Here is an 18,055-nt window from a genome sequence, read left to right on the forward strand (position 1 = left end):
TCTTCAGCCTTGCCAGATTGTTCCTGCCGCCTTTGGATGCAGAAAAAATCATCCCGGAGGTCGCAAACAGGCCAAACAGAGGGAAATAAAGAATATTTATAAACTAAGGTAACGGTAGGATTAACCACCTGCCACAAAAAGAATTTATTATGTTATACGTTCACACAATTGGTCGCATTGGCAAGGATTGCCAGGTTATTACTGGAGCACACGGTTCATTCATTGCATTTGATATTGCGGTAGATGACTATTCACATGGAAACAGCATCACTACTTGGGTAAGGGTACGGAGTAAGAAAGAGAACCATATTCGACTATCCGAATATCTTACCAAAGGACGGTTACTGCTCATTGAAGGGACACTTTCGGCTTCACTGTGGAAGGATAAGGATGAAAACTGTCAGATTCAACTATCCATTACGGCAGACGCATTGGAGTTCATCAATACCGGAAAGCGTGAGGGTACAACTTCAGAAGCAGAGAGTCCGACGGATGCCGCAAGCAATGCACCTGTACCACCGGTAGCTATGCCGCAAGAGGACAAGGAAGACTTGCCGTTCTGATGATGTGCATATAGTATTGAACAACAACAAATACTAAATGTAGTATTTACTAATTATAGTAAAGTAGGAAGTTAGTAAGTTAGCTATTACTGAAAGTAGTACTTACTACATTTAGTTTATTAGTATTTTAGTATAGTAGTAAATACTAAAATACTTTTTTTAGTAAAATAGTATATACTAATTATAGTATTTACTAAGAATAGTATTATCTTTGTATCGCATATAAAGACATCAAATTATGACAAAAATTATAGCTGTTTTGAATCATAAGGGTGGGGTTGGCAAGACAACTACCACCATCAATCTTGCCGCTGCTTTGCGACAGAAGAAAAAGCGTGTACTGGCTATCGACATGGACGGGCAGGCAAATCTTACAGAATCGTGTGGTCTCTCCATTGAGGAAGAACAAACGGTGTATGGGGCAATGAGAGGTGAATATCCCTTACCGGTTATCGAACTGGAGAACGGACTTGCTGTTGTGCCGTCCTGTCTCGACCTGTCGGCGGCAGAATCCGAACTGATAAACGAGCCGGGACGTGAGTTGATACTGAAAGGCCTGATTGCGAAATTGCTTGACAGTCGGAAGTTTGACTACATCCTGATTGACTGTCCACCTTCACTGGGCTTGCTGACACTCAATGCCCTTACCACAGCGGACTTTCTGATTATTCCGGTGCAGGCACAATTCCTCGCCATGCGCGGAATGGCGAAGATTACAAGCGTAATTGAGATTGTCAAGGAACGCCTGAACCCGAACCTGAGTATTGGTGGCATTGTTATTACCCAGTTTGACAAGCGCAAGACACTCAACAAGAGCGTAGCTGAAATTATCAATGACTCTTTCTGTGACAAAGTGTTCAAAACGATTGTACGGGACAATGTGGCACTGGCCGAAGCTCCTATAAAGGGAAAGAACGTCTTTGAGTACAATAAGAACTGCAATGGAGCCAAAGATTATATGGCTTTAGCACAAGAGGTTTTGAAATTAAAATAAGACAATATGGGCAAGAGTGATTTATTGAAAGACAGTATGAAAAGCGGACTGGACGGATTGCTGTCATCCACGAAGAAATCTCCGCAAAAGAAGGAAGCCACACCACTTAAAACTGAAAAAGAGCCTGCGGTACATTGCAATTTCGTTATCGACAAGAGTGTTCATACGCGTATGAAATTCCTTGCTATTGAGAAGAATATGTCATTGAGAGACATTGTAAATGAGGCGATGAAGGAGTATTTGGAAAAAAACGGTAAGTGAGGGTATGTCCCTCGCTTCCCGTTCTTTTAAATCTGTGACTTCTGTTAGTACGTTATGCCGATATGTATTGCTACATATCAGTCATTGACAACCCTTTGTATGACAGGGAATAACCTTTGAACTCTCCCGTTGCACGCATGAAAGCGGCTGCTTTCGCTTCCAGTTTTTCCATGTCGATATTTTCGGCCTTGCGTTTGACTTCGAAAAATGTCGCCGTATCGTCCAGTTCGTTTTCAGCTACTATGTCTATTTCGTTCTCACCCTTGCGGTCCCACCAGCCTCCGATACGCGTATAGACTTGCCGTTCTATCAGTACACGTTTAAAGTAACGTTCAAGCATCAGACCGCTGAAAGTTTCATAATCCCGACCTATAATCATCTTCACACTTCCATAGTTCTCTATCTCCAGCATATAGCTGTACTTGTAGATGAAGCGGAACCAGAACGTGAAAAAATTATCCTCGATGACATACCGGACATTCTTGGCGGAACTCTTCTCGAACAGCGGTTGCTTCTTCGATATGATTTCGTATTCTTTCTCCAGCTTGGTAAGATAACCGCCGATTTCCTTGCCTACCACGTTTTCAATTTCCGAACGGGATGTTTTTCCTCGTGCAATGGCCGATAGTATGGAGAAATAGATTCCGTAATCCTTGCCGAACTCTTCGATAAGAATCGCTTTACCCTCGCCCAAAAATATGGAGTCGGCCTTTATAATCTGGTCGAGCATAGTCGTTTTGGCTGTTGCTCCTGCATCCACGAGTAGTTGTACATACTTCGCCACACCGCCCGTGAAAGCGTACAAGGCCAGCAGATCTTCCGTCGTGTAGCCGGGGTTGTATTCCGAAAGAATATCTTTCAGAACAGTTGGGGTAAACGGACGCACAGTCATAAAGCGCGACTGCCGGTTATACAACGGCTCTTTCTTATCCTTGAATATCTTTGTCATCATGGAATAAATCGAACCACAGACAATCAGGTTAATACGGGACTTCGGGCTGTATAGATCCCAGATGCGCTGCATATCGCTGAACACCGATTTGTTCACACGGAAAAACTCCTGGAACTCGTCGATAAAGAGTGTGATGGGACGTTCTGCCGAAAGTTTCATCAGGTACTCGAACACATCAGTGAAGTGTTCGGCCCGCCCCATGGTTGGGACCCCCAACTTGTTCTCTATTTCAAGCCGGTAGTCCTCACACAAATCGCCTTCGGCTTTCCGGGCAACAAAGAAATAGAGAATCGGTTCGTCCTCGTATGCCTTCCACACGAGTGATGTCTTACCGATACGGCGACGTCCCGTTACCACTGTAAACTGAGCATTGTTTTTGGCCATTTCGCGAATCTTGCGAAGAGAGGCTATTTCTTCTGTCCTGTCAAAAAATCTCATATCCTTATCCTTTTTTATTGCTATTTCCGAAACGGCTGTTTCCGAAACGGCTGTTTCGTTACTGCAAAAATAATGCAAATTTCTGGTAAAACAGGCAATTGATACAGATTTATTTAGCGAAATGGCTCAAAGGATTTTTATCTGGTAAGTTCCATTCCTGTTTTACACCGTCTGGTCTTACGTCCTTCCGCTTGTCCCGTTGTATCGTTAATCATCCCTTTATAGTTCCATCCGTTTTACCATCCGCCTTTCAGCGTATTCTTCCTTTTCTATATTCTTTTAATGCCACTCATCCGGTCCATCCCTGCCATCGCCGGTTGGTTTTCCAGACGCAAAGGTGGACTGCCGCGCTTGATTCCGTCGCTTTGAAGTGCATTTCCTATAAAATTCTTCCTTTCTGCGAAAGAGTAATTTTCCGGAAAAAGCGTCGGAAATCGCTTATTCGTCAGTCCTTGTAAAGCATCTGTAAATCCCAAGCGGTTCAGGCAGAAAAGAGAACCGAACAAAGGGAAAATAAAAAATTAAATATTAAAACCAATTAAATTTTTATGATTATGGAAGCAACAGCAATTCAATCAGTAGAGAAAAACATCACAATGGTAGCATTGGCAAACGTGCAGCCGAGCAATTACAACCCACGTAAGAATTTTGACGAAGCGAGCCTTGCAGAACTTTCCGAGAGTATTCGTCAGCAGGGTGTGTTACAGCCTATTGGAGTACGCCCAATAGAAGACAACCGCTTTGAGATTGTTTTTGGAGAACGCCGATATCGTGCCTCCCTCATGGCAGGATTGGAAGACATTCCGGCTGTCGTTATGGAAATTTCAGACGAAGTTGCCGAAGAAATGGCGGTAACTGAAAACCTCCAGCGCAAGGATGTTACCCCGATAGAGGAAGCAAATGCCTACCAAAAGCTCATTGATAGTGGTCGCCACGATGTGCAGTCTTTGGCGGTGCAGTTCGGTAAAAACGAAAGCTATATCCGCACACGCCTTAAATTCGTTTCCTTAATGCCCGAAATCGCACAGCTTTTGGAACAGGACGAAATCACAATCAGCGTAGCGAGCGAAATTTGCCGTTATGGGGAAGATATTCAGAAAGAGGTGTACAACAAGCATCTTAAAGAGGGGGTGCAGTACAATAGTTGGCGAGGAATGAAAGCCTCTGATGTTGCACGGAACATCGAACGGCAATATACCACCGACTTGGAGCGATACGCATTTGACAAGACCCTCTGTCTGTCGTGTCCTCACAATACAAATAATATGATGTTATTTTGCGAGGGTGGTTGCGGAAATTGCGCCAATCGTACTTGCCTTGCTGAAATGAATGCAGCATATCTCACGGAGAAAGCCGTGCGCCTTATGGAAGAACGCCCTGAGGTATCCCTCTGCTATGAAAGTTTCAACAGCAATGAAGCCGTAGTAGAACGTCTTACCGCCATGGGTTACGAAGTGGAAAGCCTTAACTATTATGCAAAGGCATATCCCGAACAGCCCGAAGCACCCCGAAAAGATGAGTACGACACCACCGAAGAATACGAACAGGCACAGAGCGAGTTCGAACAGGATTTGAACGATTACACGGAAGAATGCGAAGAAATCCGTACCCGAAGTGAAGCAGGTGAAATCATCCTTTATTTCCGTATTGAGAGCAAGGACATCGTACTCTGTTATGTTCCGAAAGTTACCTGTACTACCAATGACACAAAACAGGAGCAGACGCTTTCACCGGTAGAGAAGTTGGAAAAGCAAGACAAACGCAACAAGGAAATTGCCCTTGAAAAGACTGTAGAGGACACAAAAAAACAGATTTTGGAGGTTGATATGTCCGATTGCAAGTTTGGGCAAGACGAGGACAAGATGATTTATTTCTTCTTGCTATCATCCCTCCGCAAAGAGCATTTCGAAGCGGTAGGTATCGAGGAAAAAAAGCCTTATTCCTACCTTACAGATGAAGAAAAGATAAACATCATTGCCAACCTCACGAGCAAGCAGAAAGCGATTATTCGCAGGGATTTTCTAATTGCTAATTTCAAGAACGCATACGGCAACAATGCCATTGCATCCCTCTTGCTTGACTTCGCACAAAAACATATGCCCGACCTGTTGGCAGACATCAAGAACGGACATAATGAAGTGTATGAGAAGCGTCACCAACGTATCGAAGAGAAAAAAGCCGTTCTTTTGGTGCAGGAACAAGCAAAGCAGGAAGCGGAGCAATCTGACAAACAGCAATCCGAAGTAGGGATGCAGACCGAAGAACAGCCACAAGAGGAAGATATTGCAGCTTAACCATAATCAGTAACCAACGAATAGAGGGTGGAGTAATCTGTCCTCTATTCGTTCCTAATTTGTAATTAGATTAAGGTGAAGATGTTCACGGACAACTGCTCCAAACCGTTGTCGGGCGGCGCGTCTGCCGGGCAAACCCGCCATCCGCGCGATTATGCCTTTTCTATCCCATTTATAGCTACCTCCCGATACCCCGCCGCCACCCGTCTTCATTTATACCTATCAGTTTCCTCCTTTTTATCTTTTCCATCTTATTCCTTCTCCGGTTCCTTCCTGTCCTCGCCGGTTGGTTTTCCAGACGCGAAGGTGGACTGCCGCGCTTGATTCCATCGCTTTGAAGTGCATTTTTATAAAATTCTTCCTTTCTGTGAAAGAGTAATTTTCCAAAAAAAGCGTTGGAAGTAGCTTGTTCGTCAGTCCTGTAAAGCATCTGTAAATCCCAAGCGGTTCAGACAGAATATAGAACCGAACAGAGGGAAGAAAAATAAATCATTAAAATTTCATGACAATGGACAACATCAAAGAAAGCAAAGAGTACAAACTTGCCAAAGAATGGGAAATGGCAGTGAATAGTTTTAGTTTCAATCCCAAGCGTTTTGCAGCCGCTATACCTGATATGCACCCCACACTGCAACAGAGCCTCTATAGATTGTTTAAGGAGTGCATCATTGTGATGGCCGGATGAGACACGTCGCTATGATGACCGCAATCGTGCGTCACATGAAGAAGCAAAGTGTCTTATGGAATACCTCAAGACAAATGGAAAGCATATCCCATTAAAATAACAAGCGTATGAAAACACAAGAAGTACAATTTGGCGGCAATAACTATCCTTGCCGTGTGGTGGAATCCAACGAGGGTGAAGAACTCCTTATCGGCTCGATTACCTTGCTTGATGCCCTTCAGCCCGGTAGTTTCAACGATGAAAACGAAGGCTTCGCAAGCAAGGAAGCCGAAAGAATCTATGACGAGGTTTTCTTCTTTACCGACATGGCAAACCTGCGACTGACAGACGTAGAATTGGTTGCCGAACTGAAAAAGGACAACCCGGAATGGTTCGAATAAAAAAACAATAATCATCTTAAAAATAGCATAGTTATGGAAAAAGAGTATGTAATACAAATAGCACAGACCATTCAAGAGCAGTTGATAGGACTTACCCCTATGCCCGTCCTCATGTCATGGGGTATCGCAGAGTTTGCAGCCACCATCTTCAAAGACCTGCCTGCACTTCGTATCAAAGTAAACGGACTGTTACACACCGGATACGTCATTATTGCACTTAATGGGTCGGACTATTATGAGGTATATCTGTTGAAAGGCAAAGATGCAGAGTGTGTCAATGAAGAAGTTTGTTACAACGAGTTAGGGGATGTCATTGACAGGGCAATTGAATGCGGTACTGACAAAGAGGAATACGAAAAAATTGCCATCAGCAACTCACCCAATTATTAAGCAGGTAGCTCACCTGATAAACCAGAAGAAGAGATTAGTTAGTAGTAAACCGCCAGTACGATTGTACTGACGGTTTTTGTTGTTTTTATTTACATTATATGTCAGACAGCCGGATTTTTATTTCGCGTTGCGCTTATTTTGAACGTCTTTTATCATCTCTTTCACATCTTGCCCCACTTGTACGAAGTTTTTATATAGGATGCGCTCCCGTTCCTCTCTCGACTTGAAAGTGTAGAACTTCGGCAGCGGCACATACGCCGCTTCTTCTTTCTTGATTTCTGCCATATCAAAATCTGTTTTGCAGAAGAACTTTGTAGTCTTGAACTCTTCCGATTCTTGAATATTCATTGAACCGCCCATACCTGTTTTCGTCTTCACAAAGTCCCGTGCCGTCTGACCGCATATCCATCCGGTTGCCATATCCGAGATTTTCGAGGCAGGCACAAGGTTATCCATATTCTCATTGAGATTGATACTTGTTTTGTCCCGGTCAATAGTCACGCCTTTTTTGACCTGGACCACCTTGCCGAAGATGTCATTGGACAACCATTCCAGCGTTTCTTTGGCACGTGCCGAGCCGCTTACCACATTACCTACCGTCGTAATGATCTTTTGCATACCTACCTTACCATAATCGGCTTCCAGTTGCGGTAGTTCCTGAAAGCCGAGCGTTACACTCACCTTATTGCTTCGCGCTGTACCTATCAGACGGTCTATTTTGTGAAAGTAGAGTGTCGGTAACTCGTCCACTATAATACTCACAGGAATATTTTTCCCCTGCCCGGTATTCACACGGGTAACGAGACGGTTTAGGATAAGAGCGTTCAATGCACCGATGATGGATTCCATTTCCGGGTCATTTGCAATCAGCAGGTAACTCGGATTCTTCGGGTCACTCACCTTCAGGTCGAAGTCATCGCCATCCCGGTGGAATATCCAGTAGCTCTCTTTGGTTGCCAGACGCGAGGTATAAACACGTAACGTGCCAATCATACCCTCCAATTGTTCCATTGCCTTATTTTTGAAAGCTGTCTGGAATGGACCAAGCAGCGGAGCAACCTCATTGTCAGTTTCCAGTACCTCGAAAATCGTCTGATAACTTTCATTCAAGAATGACAGAATATGTGGCATGTCCGAATACTTTCCCAGCCAGTAGGCAGGTTCCACGATATTGCCGCCTTCACGGTCGCGCACGATACCTGTCGGTTTCCAGAATTTGGTCTGCGGATCTTGCTGTCTTTCCGCATATAGAGGCTTGCCGTTGGCATCGTAGGGTTCACGTTCATAATTCACGAAGAAGTAGATACAAGCGGCAAGGAAGTTTACCGCCGAGGTTTGGAAGAACTGGTCGCTTCCGCCGCCTCCCTCTTTCTTACCCTTTTGTAGGCTTTCCAATAATGTTTCCGCCGTTTCGCTGGCCGCCGCAAGATTGTTGATGTACTTTGCCTGAATTGGATTCACCCGACGGCTATACTCCACATCCACAAAATTAATCATGTTGAACTTGCACCCTTGGGGTACTCTGCCCAGTTTCTCGTTCTTCTTGTAATGGTAGTAGAGCTTGGTCGCCAATGTAGGAAACTTGTAGTCATACACCACCATGGCGAAACCTTTGGCCGAATGCTGTCGGATAAACGGCTCTATGATACTGAAAGTCTTACCCGATCCCGGTGTTCCAACTACCCATGTTCCTCGAAAGCAGTTGCTTACAGAAATCCACCCCTTACGGAATTTACCCTTATAGTAGTATCGCATGGGGATATTTACGCTGTATTCATTCTCGACTTTTTCTTCACATTGTTCAAAACTTTCATTCTCGAAGTTGAAACGGTCTTTCATCAATCCCTCCTTGATGAACTTTGAAATGTTGTCTAATGCGATATGTACCAGTACTACGCCAGCAATGGAGGCAATCATATAGAGAATGATATTCAGAGGTAAGGTATAAAGCCTTGTTTCCATCGTATGGCCGAACAGCCATACGGAGAGTACGAGCAGCAATAACCCACTCGTCAATGGATACACCACCTGCCGGCGTGCGTTGAACTCCAGATGCTTCTTGTTCCGCGTTCCGACACAAGTGATGCAGATAAGCAGTACCGTTGCGATTTTGCTGTACACAAGATTGCCGTCGTGGTAAATCATCCATTGTTTGATGCGTCCGTGAATGTCGGTCAGTATGCCGCCCCAGTGGTCGAGCATTGCAGGGTCAATGGCATATTCAAAGAACTCCAGCAGCACGGACACATATACCACTGTGCGGAATATTTTATAGAACCCTTGCAATTCCTTACTTTCTTCCATAAGTCAGTCTGTTATTAGTCCTTGTTTTCTACGATACCAATGATTACCTACTCTGATTACATCCATACCGAACCATGCACCATTCTCGTTCAGTTTTGTTTTTATCTTATCAAGTGTTACCGGACCGATACCCCAGATTTCCATGAGATATTGCTCGTTAAGATGAATCAGGTCTCCGATATATAATATTCCATGAGATTCAAGATGGCTTTTGATGGATGGGGTAATACCCAAACTGAATACCGGTTCCGAGAGATAGTGTACTTCTTCTGCCTGAATGTTATTCAGGGCTATTTCAAGCCCCACTTTGATTCTTTTGAGAGAATCAAGGCGTTCTTGCATCTTTTGGATGACAAGCTCGTCTTGCTGTATCTCATTGCGTAATTGGGTTGCTCTCTTTACAAGTTCGGCATTACTTCTTTTCAACTCTCCGTTAATATCCGCCATTGACAGATTACTTGTTTCAAGCTCGTTTCGTGTGCGGTCTAATTGCGTGACAAGTTCCTCCAGTCTGTCGGCATGACGCTTCAAGATTGAATTTTTTTCATTATCGGCAGTCATTTCGTCCAAAAGGTAGCCGAACCTTTTAATTTGAAAATTAATATCTTCTTTATCCGATGCTATGGAATCTGCGAGTTTTGCCAGTATTTGTCGGCATGAATTACCTTTCATGGACTTATACATGAGGACAATTCCCAATATCATCAATGCTATGCTGAAAAATATATCCGTATCTTTCATATCTTTCTATCTTTTATTCGTTTATGGTAATTATAGGGCGTACTTTGTGCGCCTGTACTTTAGGTGTTTCCTGCATTGCGCCGCTCCCCATGGAATAGAGCCATGCCTTGGCTGTCTGTTGCTTTTCGACTTCTGTGGATGTCCAGTACCAACAGTCGTTTTCATCCAGTGGTAACGGCTCACCGCCACATTGTTCGATGACAGGGTTGATTATCTTTCGCATGGTGTAGAGCAGCCGCATCTCTGCCACGGACGGTACATAGGCACTCTGCCCGTACCGCCATAGGTCGAAAACCGCTTCTGCCATTGGCGAAGCGGTTTCTTGTGTATCATACAGTGCGAATGTATTCTCATTGCCATCATAAGCCATGATGTCAGCCGATGTGCCTTGTGCGATGCCGAGGCTGTCGGCGAATGCCTGTGGAGCAATGTCCCACAGGTAAACTGCATAACCGTCCCCCTCCGTATCTCCGCGTTTTTCGGTATCGAAGACAACCGCTATCGCTTTTTTCCCCGATTGTTCATATTGTGCGTAAGGCAAGGCTGTTCCATCCTCGCAGAGGATATGTCCTGGACGAACTGCTGTATCGGGTACGTCTATATGCGTGTCACAGGCAGCGCAAAGCACGGCAGCCGTTGCCGCTGCCACCAAATGTATCTTTCGTATCATATTGCTTTCTTTTTTGTTTCCCTATTTTATAGGTAGTTTCACACCCAGCACGACACCTGCTCGCAGCACGTCCGCACCTTTTATCATCACATCGCTTTTCACTTGCCAATACAGTGTCCATCCGGCCCGTAGCACATAGTTGTGTTCGTAACCGAAGTGCAGGCCACCGAGGAACTTATTCATGTCGCTTCCGGCTGAAGCTCCGATACGCAGACTGCCATAGTGGTTGCGTCCCCGCGTCATGCACGGCTTGTAGGCCACGCCAAAACCGTAGCTGCGGTAGTTTCGCCAAAATGATTCCGGGCAGATATGCCCGCACGAAGCGCACTCTGCCCATTGTAGATAGCCGTTGACGAAGAACTCCCACGTATGGCGATAGTTCATTTCGTGTTCGTAGGCGAGCGTTATATCCATGCCGTTCTTGTAGAGTAGCCCTGTGCCAAGCGAGAGGCGTCCGCTACCTTGTTGTGCATTTGCACTTGCAGCGATACACACGCAGGTAATTATCACGATGATTGTCTTTTTCATAGTCATTCCTCCTCCAATAAATCTGCATGGAACGAATCTGCCGCCAGTATATCCTCATAGTCGATGTTCAGACTGATGTTACGGCCACTAATCTGTTTCTCCGTCATTTCGATGGTCAGTAGCTTGTCATTGGGAAAGGTCATCTTTTTCACGACAATCACATTCCGATAGCCGTGTCTGAATGTCTTGCCCGATTCCAGAACCAGGGCAGGTGTCAGTTCGATAGTCTGTGCGTTGGTTGCCTTGGCGAGTTTCTTGTCTGTCAGCTTTATCCGTATCTCATCAATGTCAAAACGAATGTTCGTCTTGTTCTCGATGGAAAAGTCTATGAAGAAGTAGTCACCCACCGAGTAGATATTGTTCAGACGCATCACCATGCGGTGTGCTTTGGTAGCTACGTTGCGGATTTTTGCAGGTGAGTTCCAGATGCGCCGTGCATGATGTGTCATGTCGGCAGCGGACATTGAGACTGCCGGATTGTTGTACGCATTACGCTCTTGCAGCAATATCTCCTTATCCGTTACTGCCTCTTTCATCCTTGTGGTATAAATCAGTGCGTATTGTGTGCGGTATCGTTCCGTCACAATGGTGACGATGGCGAGTATTTCACCATCCTCGTGTCCGCTTTCCTTGGGCTTTAGGCGAATGATGTTGTCAATGGGCTGATCGCCCGCCACCTTGTCAGTGGAAATATCCACGAAACGCACCGGTTCCGATGCCGTGATGACAGTTGTTATCTGTTCGTTCACCGTCAGTTGTTCCATTTCTTCGTAGGTAGTTTGTGCGTTAGCTTTCGGTAAAATGGAAATACCTGATAGAAGCATAATGCCAAATAAATTCCTTTTCATTGAAATACAGAGTTATAATTGAAAATTCATGATTGCTTTATTCTCTTGCGGATTGATATTTGCCTTATCTGGGATGTCATCCTGCATACAACTTGGAGATTTGTCCGTAACATCTATCTGTTCGAATATGATTTGTTTCGGAAGTATTTTATGGCAGAAATAGCTGCTGTTGAACGGTACGTTTTTCCCTTTTCCGAACTGAATACGTTTATCGAACATGAGTAATTCCAGATCAGTATTCTGGAAAAGTCGGCAGGGTGTTACGTTGTTCAGCCAATAGTTGGACATCAGCAAGGCGAATGGTTTTCCGAGTTTCAGACAGCGTTCGAAGACTTCCACTTTCCGGCTGAAAGGAGGATTGGATACGAGTATATCCCATTGGGACGGTTCATAGTTGAAAAAATCCTGTCCGTTATAGATATGGGAATACACGACATGGAAACCGGCATCCTTGAATTTCTGCACAAACTCACTGTGCTTCGTATCGAAAGGACACCAGACTATCTTGCCTTCAGGTATATATTTGATAATGGGTAATACACCATATCCCGGTGTATATTTTTCATCTGTCGGATTCCCGTATATTTTTTTTAAGTAGTTTGAAGATTTCATAGGCACATGATTAAAAATATTTATATTGATTTCTTTTCCCTATTTCGCTTCATTTCTTTATCTGCCTGGCACGCGCCCAAGTACAACGTCCCGTCCGGGTCATTTGGATTTCACATTGCCAAAGAGTGCCCTTCTCCACTGTTTTGAAATTAACATTCCCGTATCTTGGTCCGTAAAAACCGGTATGTTTTTGAAAAGCGAATAAGGCAATCCTCCGTCTGTCTTCTGTTCGGAAGTTGCATATTAGGGCAAACTGCCCTCTGTGATGCCACCATTCGGTACTCACAAGTTTTCCGATAAATGTTTCGGCTTTATTTGGGGCTATATAGTCCGCATAATAAAGCCCATCCGTACCTTTGTGATATTCTGATAAATCTGTTTCCATGTCATCATCGTTTTAATTCCTTTTTTCCTGTCCGTTCACTAAATACACGAAAGTTCCGTATTTCAACTTGACTTTGTTTTTCTTGATAGCTTTGCTAATGGCATTGCTTGTTTTCTGGTAGGCATTGTTCACCGCCTGCATCCCCCATTGTGCAAGGCTGTTTCCTGTTGTACTTCCCATACTCATGTTCATATTGCCCGACATTGCCCCGCTTGCTACATCCTTGCTCGTTTCCCGGAATTGGCTGTTGGGCACATACAGCCCCTCCATGCCATCTGTATCATAGAGTGAGAGACTCACTTTCACCAATTCGTCATTCACGAGGATGCTGCTGATATTACCTTTCACGCGCCCGGATGAGAATCCGCTTACCGTAGCGTACAGGTATGTTCCCCTTGCTATCACACACTCGCCAATCTCCACATCGTCAAGCAGGCGCAACCTCACGCGCGAGCCGTCCACCGCTTTGATGTTCTCGTCAATGATGGCTTGGATGAGTTTCGGTTCACGGACATTCTTCGACAGTGTGTTAAAGTAGTCCGAGGTTGTCTTCACCTTGCGTACCACCTCGCTGGGCGGTTCGTCCGCTGATGGCGTTTTCACAGCCCGGCTCTCTTCGTTGATGGTTCCGGAGGCTGCTGCTCCTTGTGGTGGAGCAATGTTGGCCGTGTCCGTTTCTGCCGGGGGTACAGTCGCGTTTTGCCCTCTCAGTCTCGCCTCTGCGAGTGCTTTCTCCAGTTCGGCAAGTGCTTCCTGTTCTCGTGTCTTGGCAGAGGCAATTTCCGCTGCCGCAGCTTTTTCCTGTTGTTCTTCCGTGAGCAGGTCGATGTCGTCCTGCGTGTATTTCGATTCATACTCTTCCTTGTTTTTATCGGGTTCTTCCCGGTCTATGTTATCTACAGCGGAGTAGTCTTGTATCTTACCCCATGATTTCGCCATATTCTCGTATTTGCTGCCTATGCCATCGTCCTTGATCTGTGCCCCCGGCAATTCGGGGTTTAGGAACTCCGTCGTCTGCAACGCCTTGTCTTGTATTTCTATCGTTTCTGTCTGAAACAGGTCGAAGATGAAATAAGACGTGCCGAGCAGGGGGAAATAAAGGATGGCGGGAAGCATATATTTCGGCTGGCGAAAATTGATTTTCTCCAATATCTTCATTATACATCTTTTAATTGAGTTGTACATATTTGCCTTCAATGGCACAATTTCTCAGTATCTCTGCGTTGTCTTCTCCGAAAGCTAATAGGATGCTACCGCGACTGGGAGAGTCACCTCGTGCTCCGCCTGGTCGGTAGAATCGGATGCGGTGGCGTAGGAATTTCATTCCCGTCGCTTTTGGAAAGATGACGTCCTGAAACATTTTGGAATCGCAACGGTTGAATAATAATGCAATGCCGTTGCCATGTTCTGCCAATTTCCGGACGAATAGCTCGATAAGAGGACGCGAATAGGGAGGATTGAGCCACACACGCCCTTCCCATATCTGGGACAACCCATCTATGTTCTGGTCATACATGACCTCGGCAGTCGGCCACAACGGATGGATGGGAGCGCAAGGGTCAAGGTCGAATTTGCCCAATGCGTCCAGTATCTCCTTTGGCGTGTACCATTCGTCTGACGAACGGACTGATTTTTCAAGCCGTGTATTCATAAGTACTCTTTTTACTATGGTTTGTCCCCTCTGTTTTTATGTTCCCTTATTTCGACTTCCTGCAACAGCTTGTGCCGTTCCCGAAGCACTGAATCCTGCTTTTCCGTCGCCGTGCGACTTACCGGACTGTGTCTGTACACAGTTACCAAGCGGTAGGCGTTCCATACGAAAGCTCCGATGACGAATGTAAAGACGATGACCAGAAACAGCGTCCGGTGTGCGTTGGCAAAGCCCTGCACCTTGGCCGCCGCTTGGTCGATGCGTGTCGCCTTGGCGAATTTATGCCCGGCCTGCACCTCTCGCTCGTAGCGTTCCTTGTACTGCGGGTCATCTTTGTCCGGCATCTTCTCGCCGAACAACATCCGTTTGAATCCTTTGATATTCATATCTTTGGTGATTTAATAGTTACTCTTTGTTTTTTGCTCGATATCTTTGTTCAGCAATGTGCGCCAGTTTACTATGAGCAGTCCATGCGGATTATTGTCCGTTCTCGGCACACGTTTAAGTTGCCCTGCCGTAACCAGTTCGCGCATCAGGATATTACTCCGGCGCTCGATTCGCTGCCGACCATAGTAGGTGAACTCCATATTCTTTTTGTCAAAGGAGATACTGTCACAGAATATCGAGAACACCGCGCTCGTACCCAATATATTGGAGTAAAATCCCTTTTCCTTGAGGGTATTGTACTGTGCCAGTCCCGTCTCATCGACCAGGTACATCGCTTTTTCCATCGTATAGCGGATGTATTTGTCGTCCGGTGCGAGAGTAAAAAAGTAATGGTGGAACATTTCTACGTGGCTCTTGGCCTCCACGTCCAGTGTTTCGTCCATCGTCGTGCGGGTTACGAGTATAGGTACATTTCCGTCCAGCACATACACCTTTTTCTGCGCGTCCGTCACCATTGTCCGGGCAGTCCAGATACTTGATACGCTGATGATGATACACCCTGCAAGAAAAGCAGTGCAGATGATGCCCACCAGTCGGATTTTATTCTCCAAATGTTTGATGACCATATACCTTTATTTTTTCTTGTTAGACAATCGTGTGTATTCGTCATGTAACATTGTCATGACTGTATCATGCAACTCCGTCAGAAATTTTTCGAACTTCCCGTCAAAAAGCTGTGTGTAATCTTCCCGCATGATTACATGCACGAATATCCACCAGACACGGCGGTTTCGATTCTTGGCATTTTTCTGCAATTTGACCAGTTGCAGACGATAGGTAAGGTAAGTCATCATAGGGACAATATATCGGTTGTCCCATGTAATGGCTTCGTCCAGTTCTTCATATTCCGGATCAATTCGGTGGTTAGGTGCATAAACGAGTTCTTCGCTTATGCGTTCATTTGCATAGTGCACGAAACGCTCGTTCCTGCACCATTTCTCAATTTTCTGTTGTACATTCATCTTTTGGATATTTAATATTAGGTTTATCATTATCTCATCATCGAGCCGATACCGCCCGTAGCCGTCATTTTGGCCTGCTGCGCCACACCTTCTCCAAAGTTCCGTGTAGAGAAGGCCGTGTCGCCTTCAGGTATCATCCATGCTGCCAAGTCCGGCACGAGGTTTAGGCATTTCAGTGCCACGATACTTGCCGCCATCAAGTAGCCGGCGGAGAAGAAGCTGTTTTGCAAGTAGGCCGCCATTGTCTGTTCGCTTGCTGTGATTGCCGTCAGGTTTTCTACCTGTATGCACAGTACAATGTCGAATAACAGTAGCACATAGAAGCCGACGAAGTAGAGCATTGCACCATAGAAATGTACTGTCAGATACCTTATAAGCCACTTCGCCCATGCACCTTCCCATTTGGGCAACAGCGAGAACGCCCATTGTATAGGTCCGAATATTGTTAACATGCCCAGTAGGATTTGCTGGCAATAGATGGTTGCCCACCATCCGATACGATACACAATCAGAGCGATAAGCATGATGATTTTGTCGATACCTACGATGACTCCTGCCGTCAGTGAGGTAAACCACAGTTCGGCTGCGTCTTTCTCCATCTTCGTCACTTCGTCCACTCCGGTTTGTTCCATGGTCGCTTCTACCAGGTTCGGGTCGGAGGTACCCGTGTGAGCGACATCTGCCTGTGCTTGCAAGCTTTGGTACATCGTGTCACGTACATGGATAAGTTGCTGCACTTCCTCGAATTTGTCCGCTATTTGGGTGGCTTCTGCCTCGTACAGGTCATGCGTGTACGAGCCGATGCAGTTCGGGATGTAAGACAGGAAGTCAAGGAAACACCAACTGCTCCCACTGCCAGCCATACCCGTGTCTGCTGGCGGATACCACCAACAGAGGATGATTGAAACAGCCAAAGGACGGAACAGCTTCAGCACATCCAGTGGCTCATGTTTCACCATCATCTTGTACGCCATTCCCGCTGCCATCACAATAGCGAACAGGGCAGCCAGTGCCATGCACATTTGTAGTATCCACCAGAACGGTCCCTGCGAGCCGGTAAAAGTCGCATCAGTCAGGAACTCGTTCGTTTGAAAAATCACATCGTCAATTTCTTCTTCAAGGATATTAATACCGAAATCCGAGAGTATATTTCCGTCTGCCATACGTTTTTGTTTTTTCAGTTCCCTTTGTTTACTGTTTCATCTCCGTCGCCGTTGCCACCCGTGTTATTGCCTGATTGCGGGCCGCGCACGGCAAAGCGCGATTCGTGCCATCGGTTCACCGCATCGCGGACAATACTCTCCTTATCCAGAGTACGGTCAGCGGTAGCATTCAGTAGCGTACTTGTTATCGTAGTATTCTGCCGTTTGGCAAGGTAGCCGACAAGGATTTCGTTCTGTCGAGTTATATCCTCGTAGATGCGCAGATACTCTTTCTTCCGCTGTGCGTTGGGCATATAGGCATCTTTCGTTGCATCAATGGCGCACTGGTAGATATGGTAATATTCCGTCCATCTGTCTTTATCCTCCGGTGTCCCCCCGACAGGCAAGATGCGGTCTATGTTTCGTTTGAACCGTACCATCTGTCCGTTGACCTTATCGCCTTCAGCGACCCATGCGATGTCCGCTTGACGGTCAGCCACGTTCAAGGCTTCTATCTTTGCCCGGCTCACCAATGCCGAGTCGATGGCTTCAGCTTCGTCCGTTTGGTTGTATAGGTTGACGCCCGCCAGTGTGCGGAATGACAGTTTGTTCTTGACTGCTGCCGACTTCTTATACTTGTTGTGCAGTATGGAATAGTAGAGGTCGGGCGAGAGTGCTCCCGTACCGGTTTCCATTACTGTTACTTGGTTTTGTTTCGGCGAATCGTGGTTATAGGTCACGGATTGTGCCTTTGCCGCCGTGGTTGCAATTATTGTAACCGTCACGAGTAAGAGTATTCTGTCCATAT

21 protein-coding genes and 1 pseudogene are annotated in these 18,055 nt (G+C 45.8%); 7 read left to right on the forward strand and 15 right to left on the reverse strand.

Going from position 1 to position 18,055, the window contains the following annotated elements; all coding sequences use genetic code 11:
* Positions 1 to 149 precede the first annotated feature (149 nt).
* The 3 genes from NBH07_RS19590 (at position 150) to NBH07_RS19600 (ending at position 1,818) form a co-directional block, all read left to right on the forward strand.
* Positions 150 to 563 carry a single-stranded DNA-binding protein gene (locus NBH07_RS19590; RefSeq protein WP_004310157.1) on the forward strand — a complete coding sequence of 138 codons (414 nt, stop codon included), beginning with the start codon at positions 150 to 152 and terminating at the stop codon, positions 561 to 563.
* 238 nt (positions 564 to 801) lie between these two features.
* Positions 802 to 1,557 carry a ParA family protein gene (locus tag NBH07_RS19595; protein ID WP_004310158.1) on the forward strand — a complete coding sequence of 252 codons (756 nt, stop codon included), beginning with the start codon at positions 802 to 804 and terminating at the stop codon, positions 1,555 to 1,557.
* A gap of 6 nt (positions 1,558 to 1,563) precedes the next feature.
* A complete protein-coding gene (locus NBH07_RS19600) occupies positions 1,564 to 1,818 on the forward strand; it encodes an RH3 domain-containing protein (protein ID WP_004310159.1) in 255 nt (84 codons plus the stop codon).
* Positions 1,819 to 1,888: 70 nt separating this feature from the next.
* On the opposite strand, the gene NBH07_RS19605 is transcribed toward NBH07_RS19600, so the two are convergent.
* Complete coding sequence (locus NBH07_RS19605; RefSeq protein ID WP_004322072.1) at positions 1,889 to 3,208, reverse strand: ATP-binding protein; 1,320 nt, start codon at positions 3,206 to 3,208, stop codon at positions 1,889 to 1,891.
* Between the two features lie 554 nt (positions 3,209 to 3,762).
* On the opposite strand from NBH07_RS19605, the gene NBH07_RS19610 reads away from it, so the two are divergent.
* The 4 genes and pseudogenes from NBH07_RS19610 to NBH07_RS19625 all read left to right on the forward strand — a co-directional run bounded on the left by NBH07_RS19610 (position 3,763) and on the right by NBH07_RS19625 (position 6,957).
* Positions 3,763 to 5,502 (forward strand): ParB/RepB/Spo0J family partition protein, encoded by a 1,740-nt coding sequence (locus NBH07_RS19610; RefSeq protein ID WP_008659497.1) that lies wholly within the window; start codon positions 3,763 to 3,765, stop codon positions 5,500 to 5,502.
* Positions 5,503 to 6,010: 508 nt separating this feature from the next.
* Positions 6,011 to 6,287: pseudogene (locus tag NBH07_RS19615) on the forward strand (hypothetical protein).
* A gap of 7 nt (positions 6,288 to 6,294) precedes the next feature.
* Positions 6,295 to 6,567 (forward strand): hypothetical protein, encoded by a 273-nt coding sequence (locus NBH07_RS19620; protein ID WP_004310164.1) that lies wholly within the window; start codon positions 6,295 to 6,297, stop codon positions 6,565 to 6,567.
* Between the two features lie 33 nt (positions 6,568 to 6,600).
* Complete coding sequence (locus tag NBH07_RS19625; RefSeq protein WP_004310165.1) at positions 6,601 to 6,957, forward strand: hypothetical protein; 357 nt, start codon at positions 6,601 to 6,603, stop codon at positions 6,955 to 6,957.
* Between the two features lie 117 nt (positions 6,958 to 7,074).
* Here the strand turns inward: NBH07_RS19625 and NBH07_RS19630 are convergent, their stop codons facing one another.
* From NBH07_RS19630 to NBH07_RS19695, 14 genes are read right to left on the reverse strand one after another with little or no spacing between them, the layout of a single operon-like run.
* Entirely contained in the window at positions 7,075 to 9,261 is a 2,187-nt protein-coding gene (locus tag NBH07_RS19630; protein WP_004310166.1) for a type IV secretory system conjugative DNA transfer family protein, read from the reverse strand.
* 3 nt (positions 9,262 to 9,264) lie between these two features.
* Positions 9,265 to 10,002 (reverse strand): DNA-directed RNA polymerase subunit alpha C-terminal domain-containing protein, encoded by a 738-nt coding sequence (locus tag NBH07_RS19635; RefSeq protein WP_004310167.1) that lies wholly within the window; start codon positions 10,000 to 10,002, stop codon positions 9,265 to 9,267.
* 13 nt (positions 10,003 to 10,015) lie between these two features.
* On the reverse strand, positions 10,016 to 10,672 hold the full coding sequence (locus tag NBH07_RS19640; RefSeq protein WP_004310168.1) for an Lcl C-terminal domain-containing protein: 657 nt from the start codon (positions 10,670 to 10,672) through the stop codon (positions 10,016 to 10,018).
* A gap of 21 nt (positions 10,673 to 10,693) precedes the next feature.
* Positions 10,694 to 11,206: a hypothetical protein gene (locus NBH07_RS19645; protein WP_004310169.1), complete on the reverse strand. Its 513-nt coding sequence runs from the start codon at positions 11,204 to 11,206 to the stop codon at positions 10,694 to 10,696.
* Positions 11,203 to 12,048, reverse strand: coding sequence for a conjugative transposon protein TraN (gene traN, locus NBH07_RS19650; protein ID WP_004310170.1), 846 nt, complete (start codon positions 12,046 to 12,048; stop codon positions 11,203 to 11,205). The genes NBH07_RS19645 and traN overlap by 4 nt, the downstream gene beginning before the upstream one ends.
* A gap of 12 nt (positions 12,049 to 12,060) precedes the next feature.
* The gene (locus NBH07_RS19655; RefSeq protein WP_004310171.1) at positions 12,061 to 12,660 is read right to left on the reverse strand and encodes a hypothetical protein; all 600 of its coding nucleotides are present in this window, start codon (positions 12,658 to 12,660) and stop codon (positions 12,061 to 12,063) included.
* Positions 12,661 to 12,709: 49 nt separating this feature from the next.
* Positions 12,710 to 13,045 (reverse strand): hypothetical protein, encoded by a 336-nt coding sequence (locus NBH07_RS19660; protein ID WP_004322067.1) that lies wholly within the window; start codon positions 13,043 to 13,045, stop codon positions 12,710 to 12,712.
* 12 nt (positions 13,046 to 13,057) lie between these two features.
* Positions 13,058 to 14,203: a conjugative transposon protein TraM gene (gene traM, locus NBH07_RS19665; protein ID WP_004310172.1), complete on the reverse strand. Its 1,146-nt coding sequence runs from the start codon at positions 14,201 to 14,203 to the stop codon at positions 13,058 to 13,060.
* 10 nt (positions 14,204 to 14,213) lie between these two features.
* Positions 14,214 to 14,696: a DNA N-6-adenine-methyltransferase gene (locus NBH07_RS19670; protein WP_004310173.1), complete on the reverse strand. Its 483-nt coding sequence runs from the start codon at positions 14,694 to 14,696 to the stop codon at positions 14,214 to 14,216.
* Between the two features lie 14 nt (positions 14,697 to 14,710).
* On the reverse strand, positions 14,711 to 15,082 hold the full coding sequence (locus NBH07_RS19675) for a hypothetical protein (protein ID WP_004310174.1): 372 nt from the start codon (positions 15,080 to 15,082) through the stop codon (positions 14,711 to 14,713).
* Between the two features lie 12 nt (positions 15,083 to 15,094).
* A complete protein-coding gene (traK, locus tag NBH07_RS19680) occupies positions 15,095 to 15,709 on the reverse strand; it encodes a conjugative transposon protein TraK (RefSeq protein WP_004310175.1) in 615 nt (204 codons plus the stop codon).
* 6 nt (positions 15,710 to 15,715) lie between these two features.
* The gene (locus NBH07_RS19685) at positions 15,716 to 16,105 is read right to left on the reverse strand and encodes a hypothetical protein (protein WP_004310176.1); all 390 of its coding nucleotides are present in this window, start codon (positions 16,103 to 16,105) and stop codon (positions 15,716 to 15,718) included.
* Between the two features lie 29 nt (positions 16,106 to 16,134).
* Positions 16,135 to 17,268 (reverse strand): hypothetical protein, encoded by a 1,134-nt coding sequence (locus NBH07_RS19690; protein ID WP_004310177.1) that lies wholly within the window; start codon positions 17,266 to 17,268, stop codon positions 16,135 to 16,137.
* Positions 17,269 to 17,282: 14 nt separating this feature from the next.
* Entirely contained in the window at positions 17,283 to 18,053 is a 771-nt protein-coding gene (locus NBH07_RS19695; RefSeq protein WP_004310178.1) for a DUF5045 domain-containing protein, read from the reverse strand.
* Between the last annotated feature and the right edge of the window lie 2 nt (positions 18,054 to 18,055).

It is taken from the genome of Parabacteroides sp. B2-S-102, assembly GCF_023656665.1.
GTDB lineage: Bacteria > Bacteroidota > Bacteroidia > Bacteroidales > Tannerellaceae > Parabacteroides > Parabacteroides distasonis.

What these genes read in the sequence shown, in the direction of transcription:
- NBH07_RS19685 (WP_004310176.1), bottom strand. Translation starts at nt 16,105, where the DNA reads ATGAATGTACAACAGAAAATTGAGAAATGGTGCAGGAACGAGCGTTTC.
- NBH07_RS19610 (WP_008659497.1), top strand. Translation starts at nt 3,763, where the DNA reads ATGGAAGCAACAGCAATTCAATCAGTAGAGAAAAACATCACAATGGTA.
- NBH07_RS19670 (WP_004310173.1), bottom strand. Translation starts at nt 14,696, where the DNA reads ATGAATACACGGCTTGAAAAATCAGTCCGTTCGTCAGACGAATGGTAC.
- NBH07_RS19690 (WP_004310177.1), bottom strand. Translation starts at nt 17,268, where the DNA reads ATGGCAGACGGAAATATACTCTCGGATTTCGGTATTAATATCCTTGAA.
- NBH07_RS19630 (WP_004310166.1), bottom strand. Translation starts at nt 9,261, where the DNA reads ATGGAAGAAAGTAAGGAATTGCAAGGGTTCTATAAAATATTCCGCACA.
- NBH07_RS19695 (WP_004310178.1), bottom strand. Translation starts at nt 18,053, where the DNA reads ATGGACAGAATACTCTTACTCGTGACGGTTACAATAATTGCAACCACG.
- NBH07_RS19600 (WP_004310159.1), top strand. Translation starts at nt 1,564, where the DNA reads ATGGGCAAGAGTGATTTATTGAAAGACAGTATGAAAAGCGGACTGGAC.
- NBH07_RS19660 (WP_004322067.1), bottom strand. Translation starts at nt 13,045, where the DNA reads ATGGAAACAGATTTATCAGAATATCACAAAGGTACGGATGGGCTTTAT.
- traM (WP_004310172.1), bottom strand. Translation starts at nt 14,203, where the DNA reads ATGAAGATATTGGAGAAAATCAATTTTCGCCAGCCGAAATATATGCTT.
- NBH07_RS19645 (WP_004310169.1), bottom strand. Translation starts at nt 11,206, where the DNA reads ATGACTATGAAAAAGACAATCATCGTGATAATTACCTGCGTGTGTATC.
- NBH07_RS19635 (WP_004310167.1), bottom strand. Translation starts at nt 10,002, where the DNA reads ATGAAAGATACGGATATATTTTTCAGCATAGCATTGATGATATTGGGA.
- NBH07_RS19595 (WP_004310158.1), top strand. Translation starts at nt 802, where the DNA reads ATGACAAAAATTATAGCTGTTTTGAATCATAAGGGTGGGGTTGGCAAG.
- NBH07_RS19590 (WP_004310157.1), top strand. Translation starts at nt 150, where the DNA reads ATGTTATACGTTCACACAATTGGTCGCATTGGCAAGGATTGCCAGGTT.
- NBH07_RS19605 (WP_004322072.1), bottom strand. Translation starts at nt 3,208, where the DNA reads ATGAGATTTTTTGACAGGACAGAAGAAATAGCCTCTCTTCGCAAGATT.
- NBH07_RS19675 (WP_004310174.1), bottom strand. Translation starts at nt 15,082, where the DNA reads ATGAATATCAAAGGATTCAAACGGATGTTGTTCGGCGAGAAGATGCCG.
- NBH07_RS19625 (WP_004310165.1), top strand. Translation starts at nt 6,601, where the DNA reads ATGGAAAAAGAGTATGTAATACAAATAGCACAGACCATTCAAGAGCAG.
- traN (WP_004310170.1), bottom strand. Translation starts at nt 12,048, where the DNA reads ATGAAAAGGAATTTATTTGGCATTATGCTTCTATCAGGTATTTCCATT.
- NBH07_RS19640 (WP_004310168.1), bottom strand. Translation starts at nt 10,672, where the DNA reads ATGATACGAAAGATACATTTGGTGGCAGCGGCAACGGCTGCCGTGCTT.
- NBH07_RS19620 (WP_004310164.1), top strand. Translation starts at nt 6,295, where the DNA reads ATGAAAACACAAGAAGTACAATTTGGCGGCAATAACTATCCTTGCCGT.
- traK (WP_004310175.1), bottom strand. Translation starts at nt 15,709, where the DNA reads ATGGTCATCAAACATTTGGAGAATAAAATCCGACTGGTGGGCATCATC.
- NBH07_RS19655 (WP_004310171.1), bottom strand. Translation starts at nt 12,660, where the DNA reads ATGAAATCTTCAAACTACTTAAAAAAAATATACGGGAATCCGACAGAT.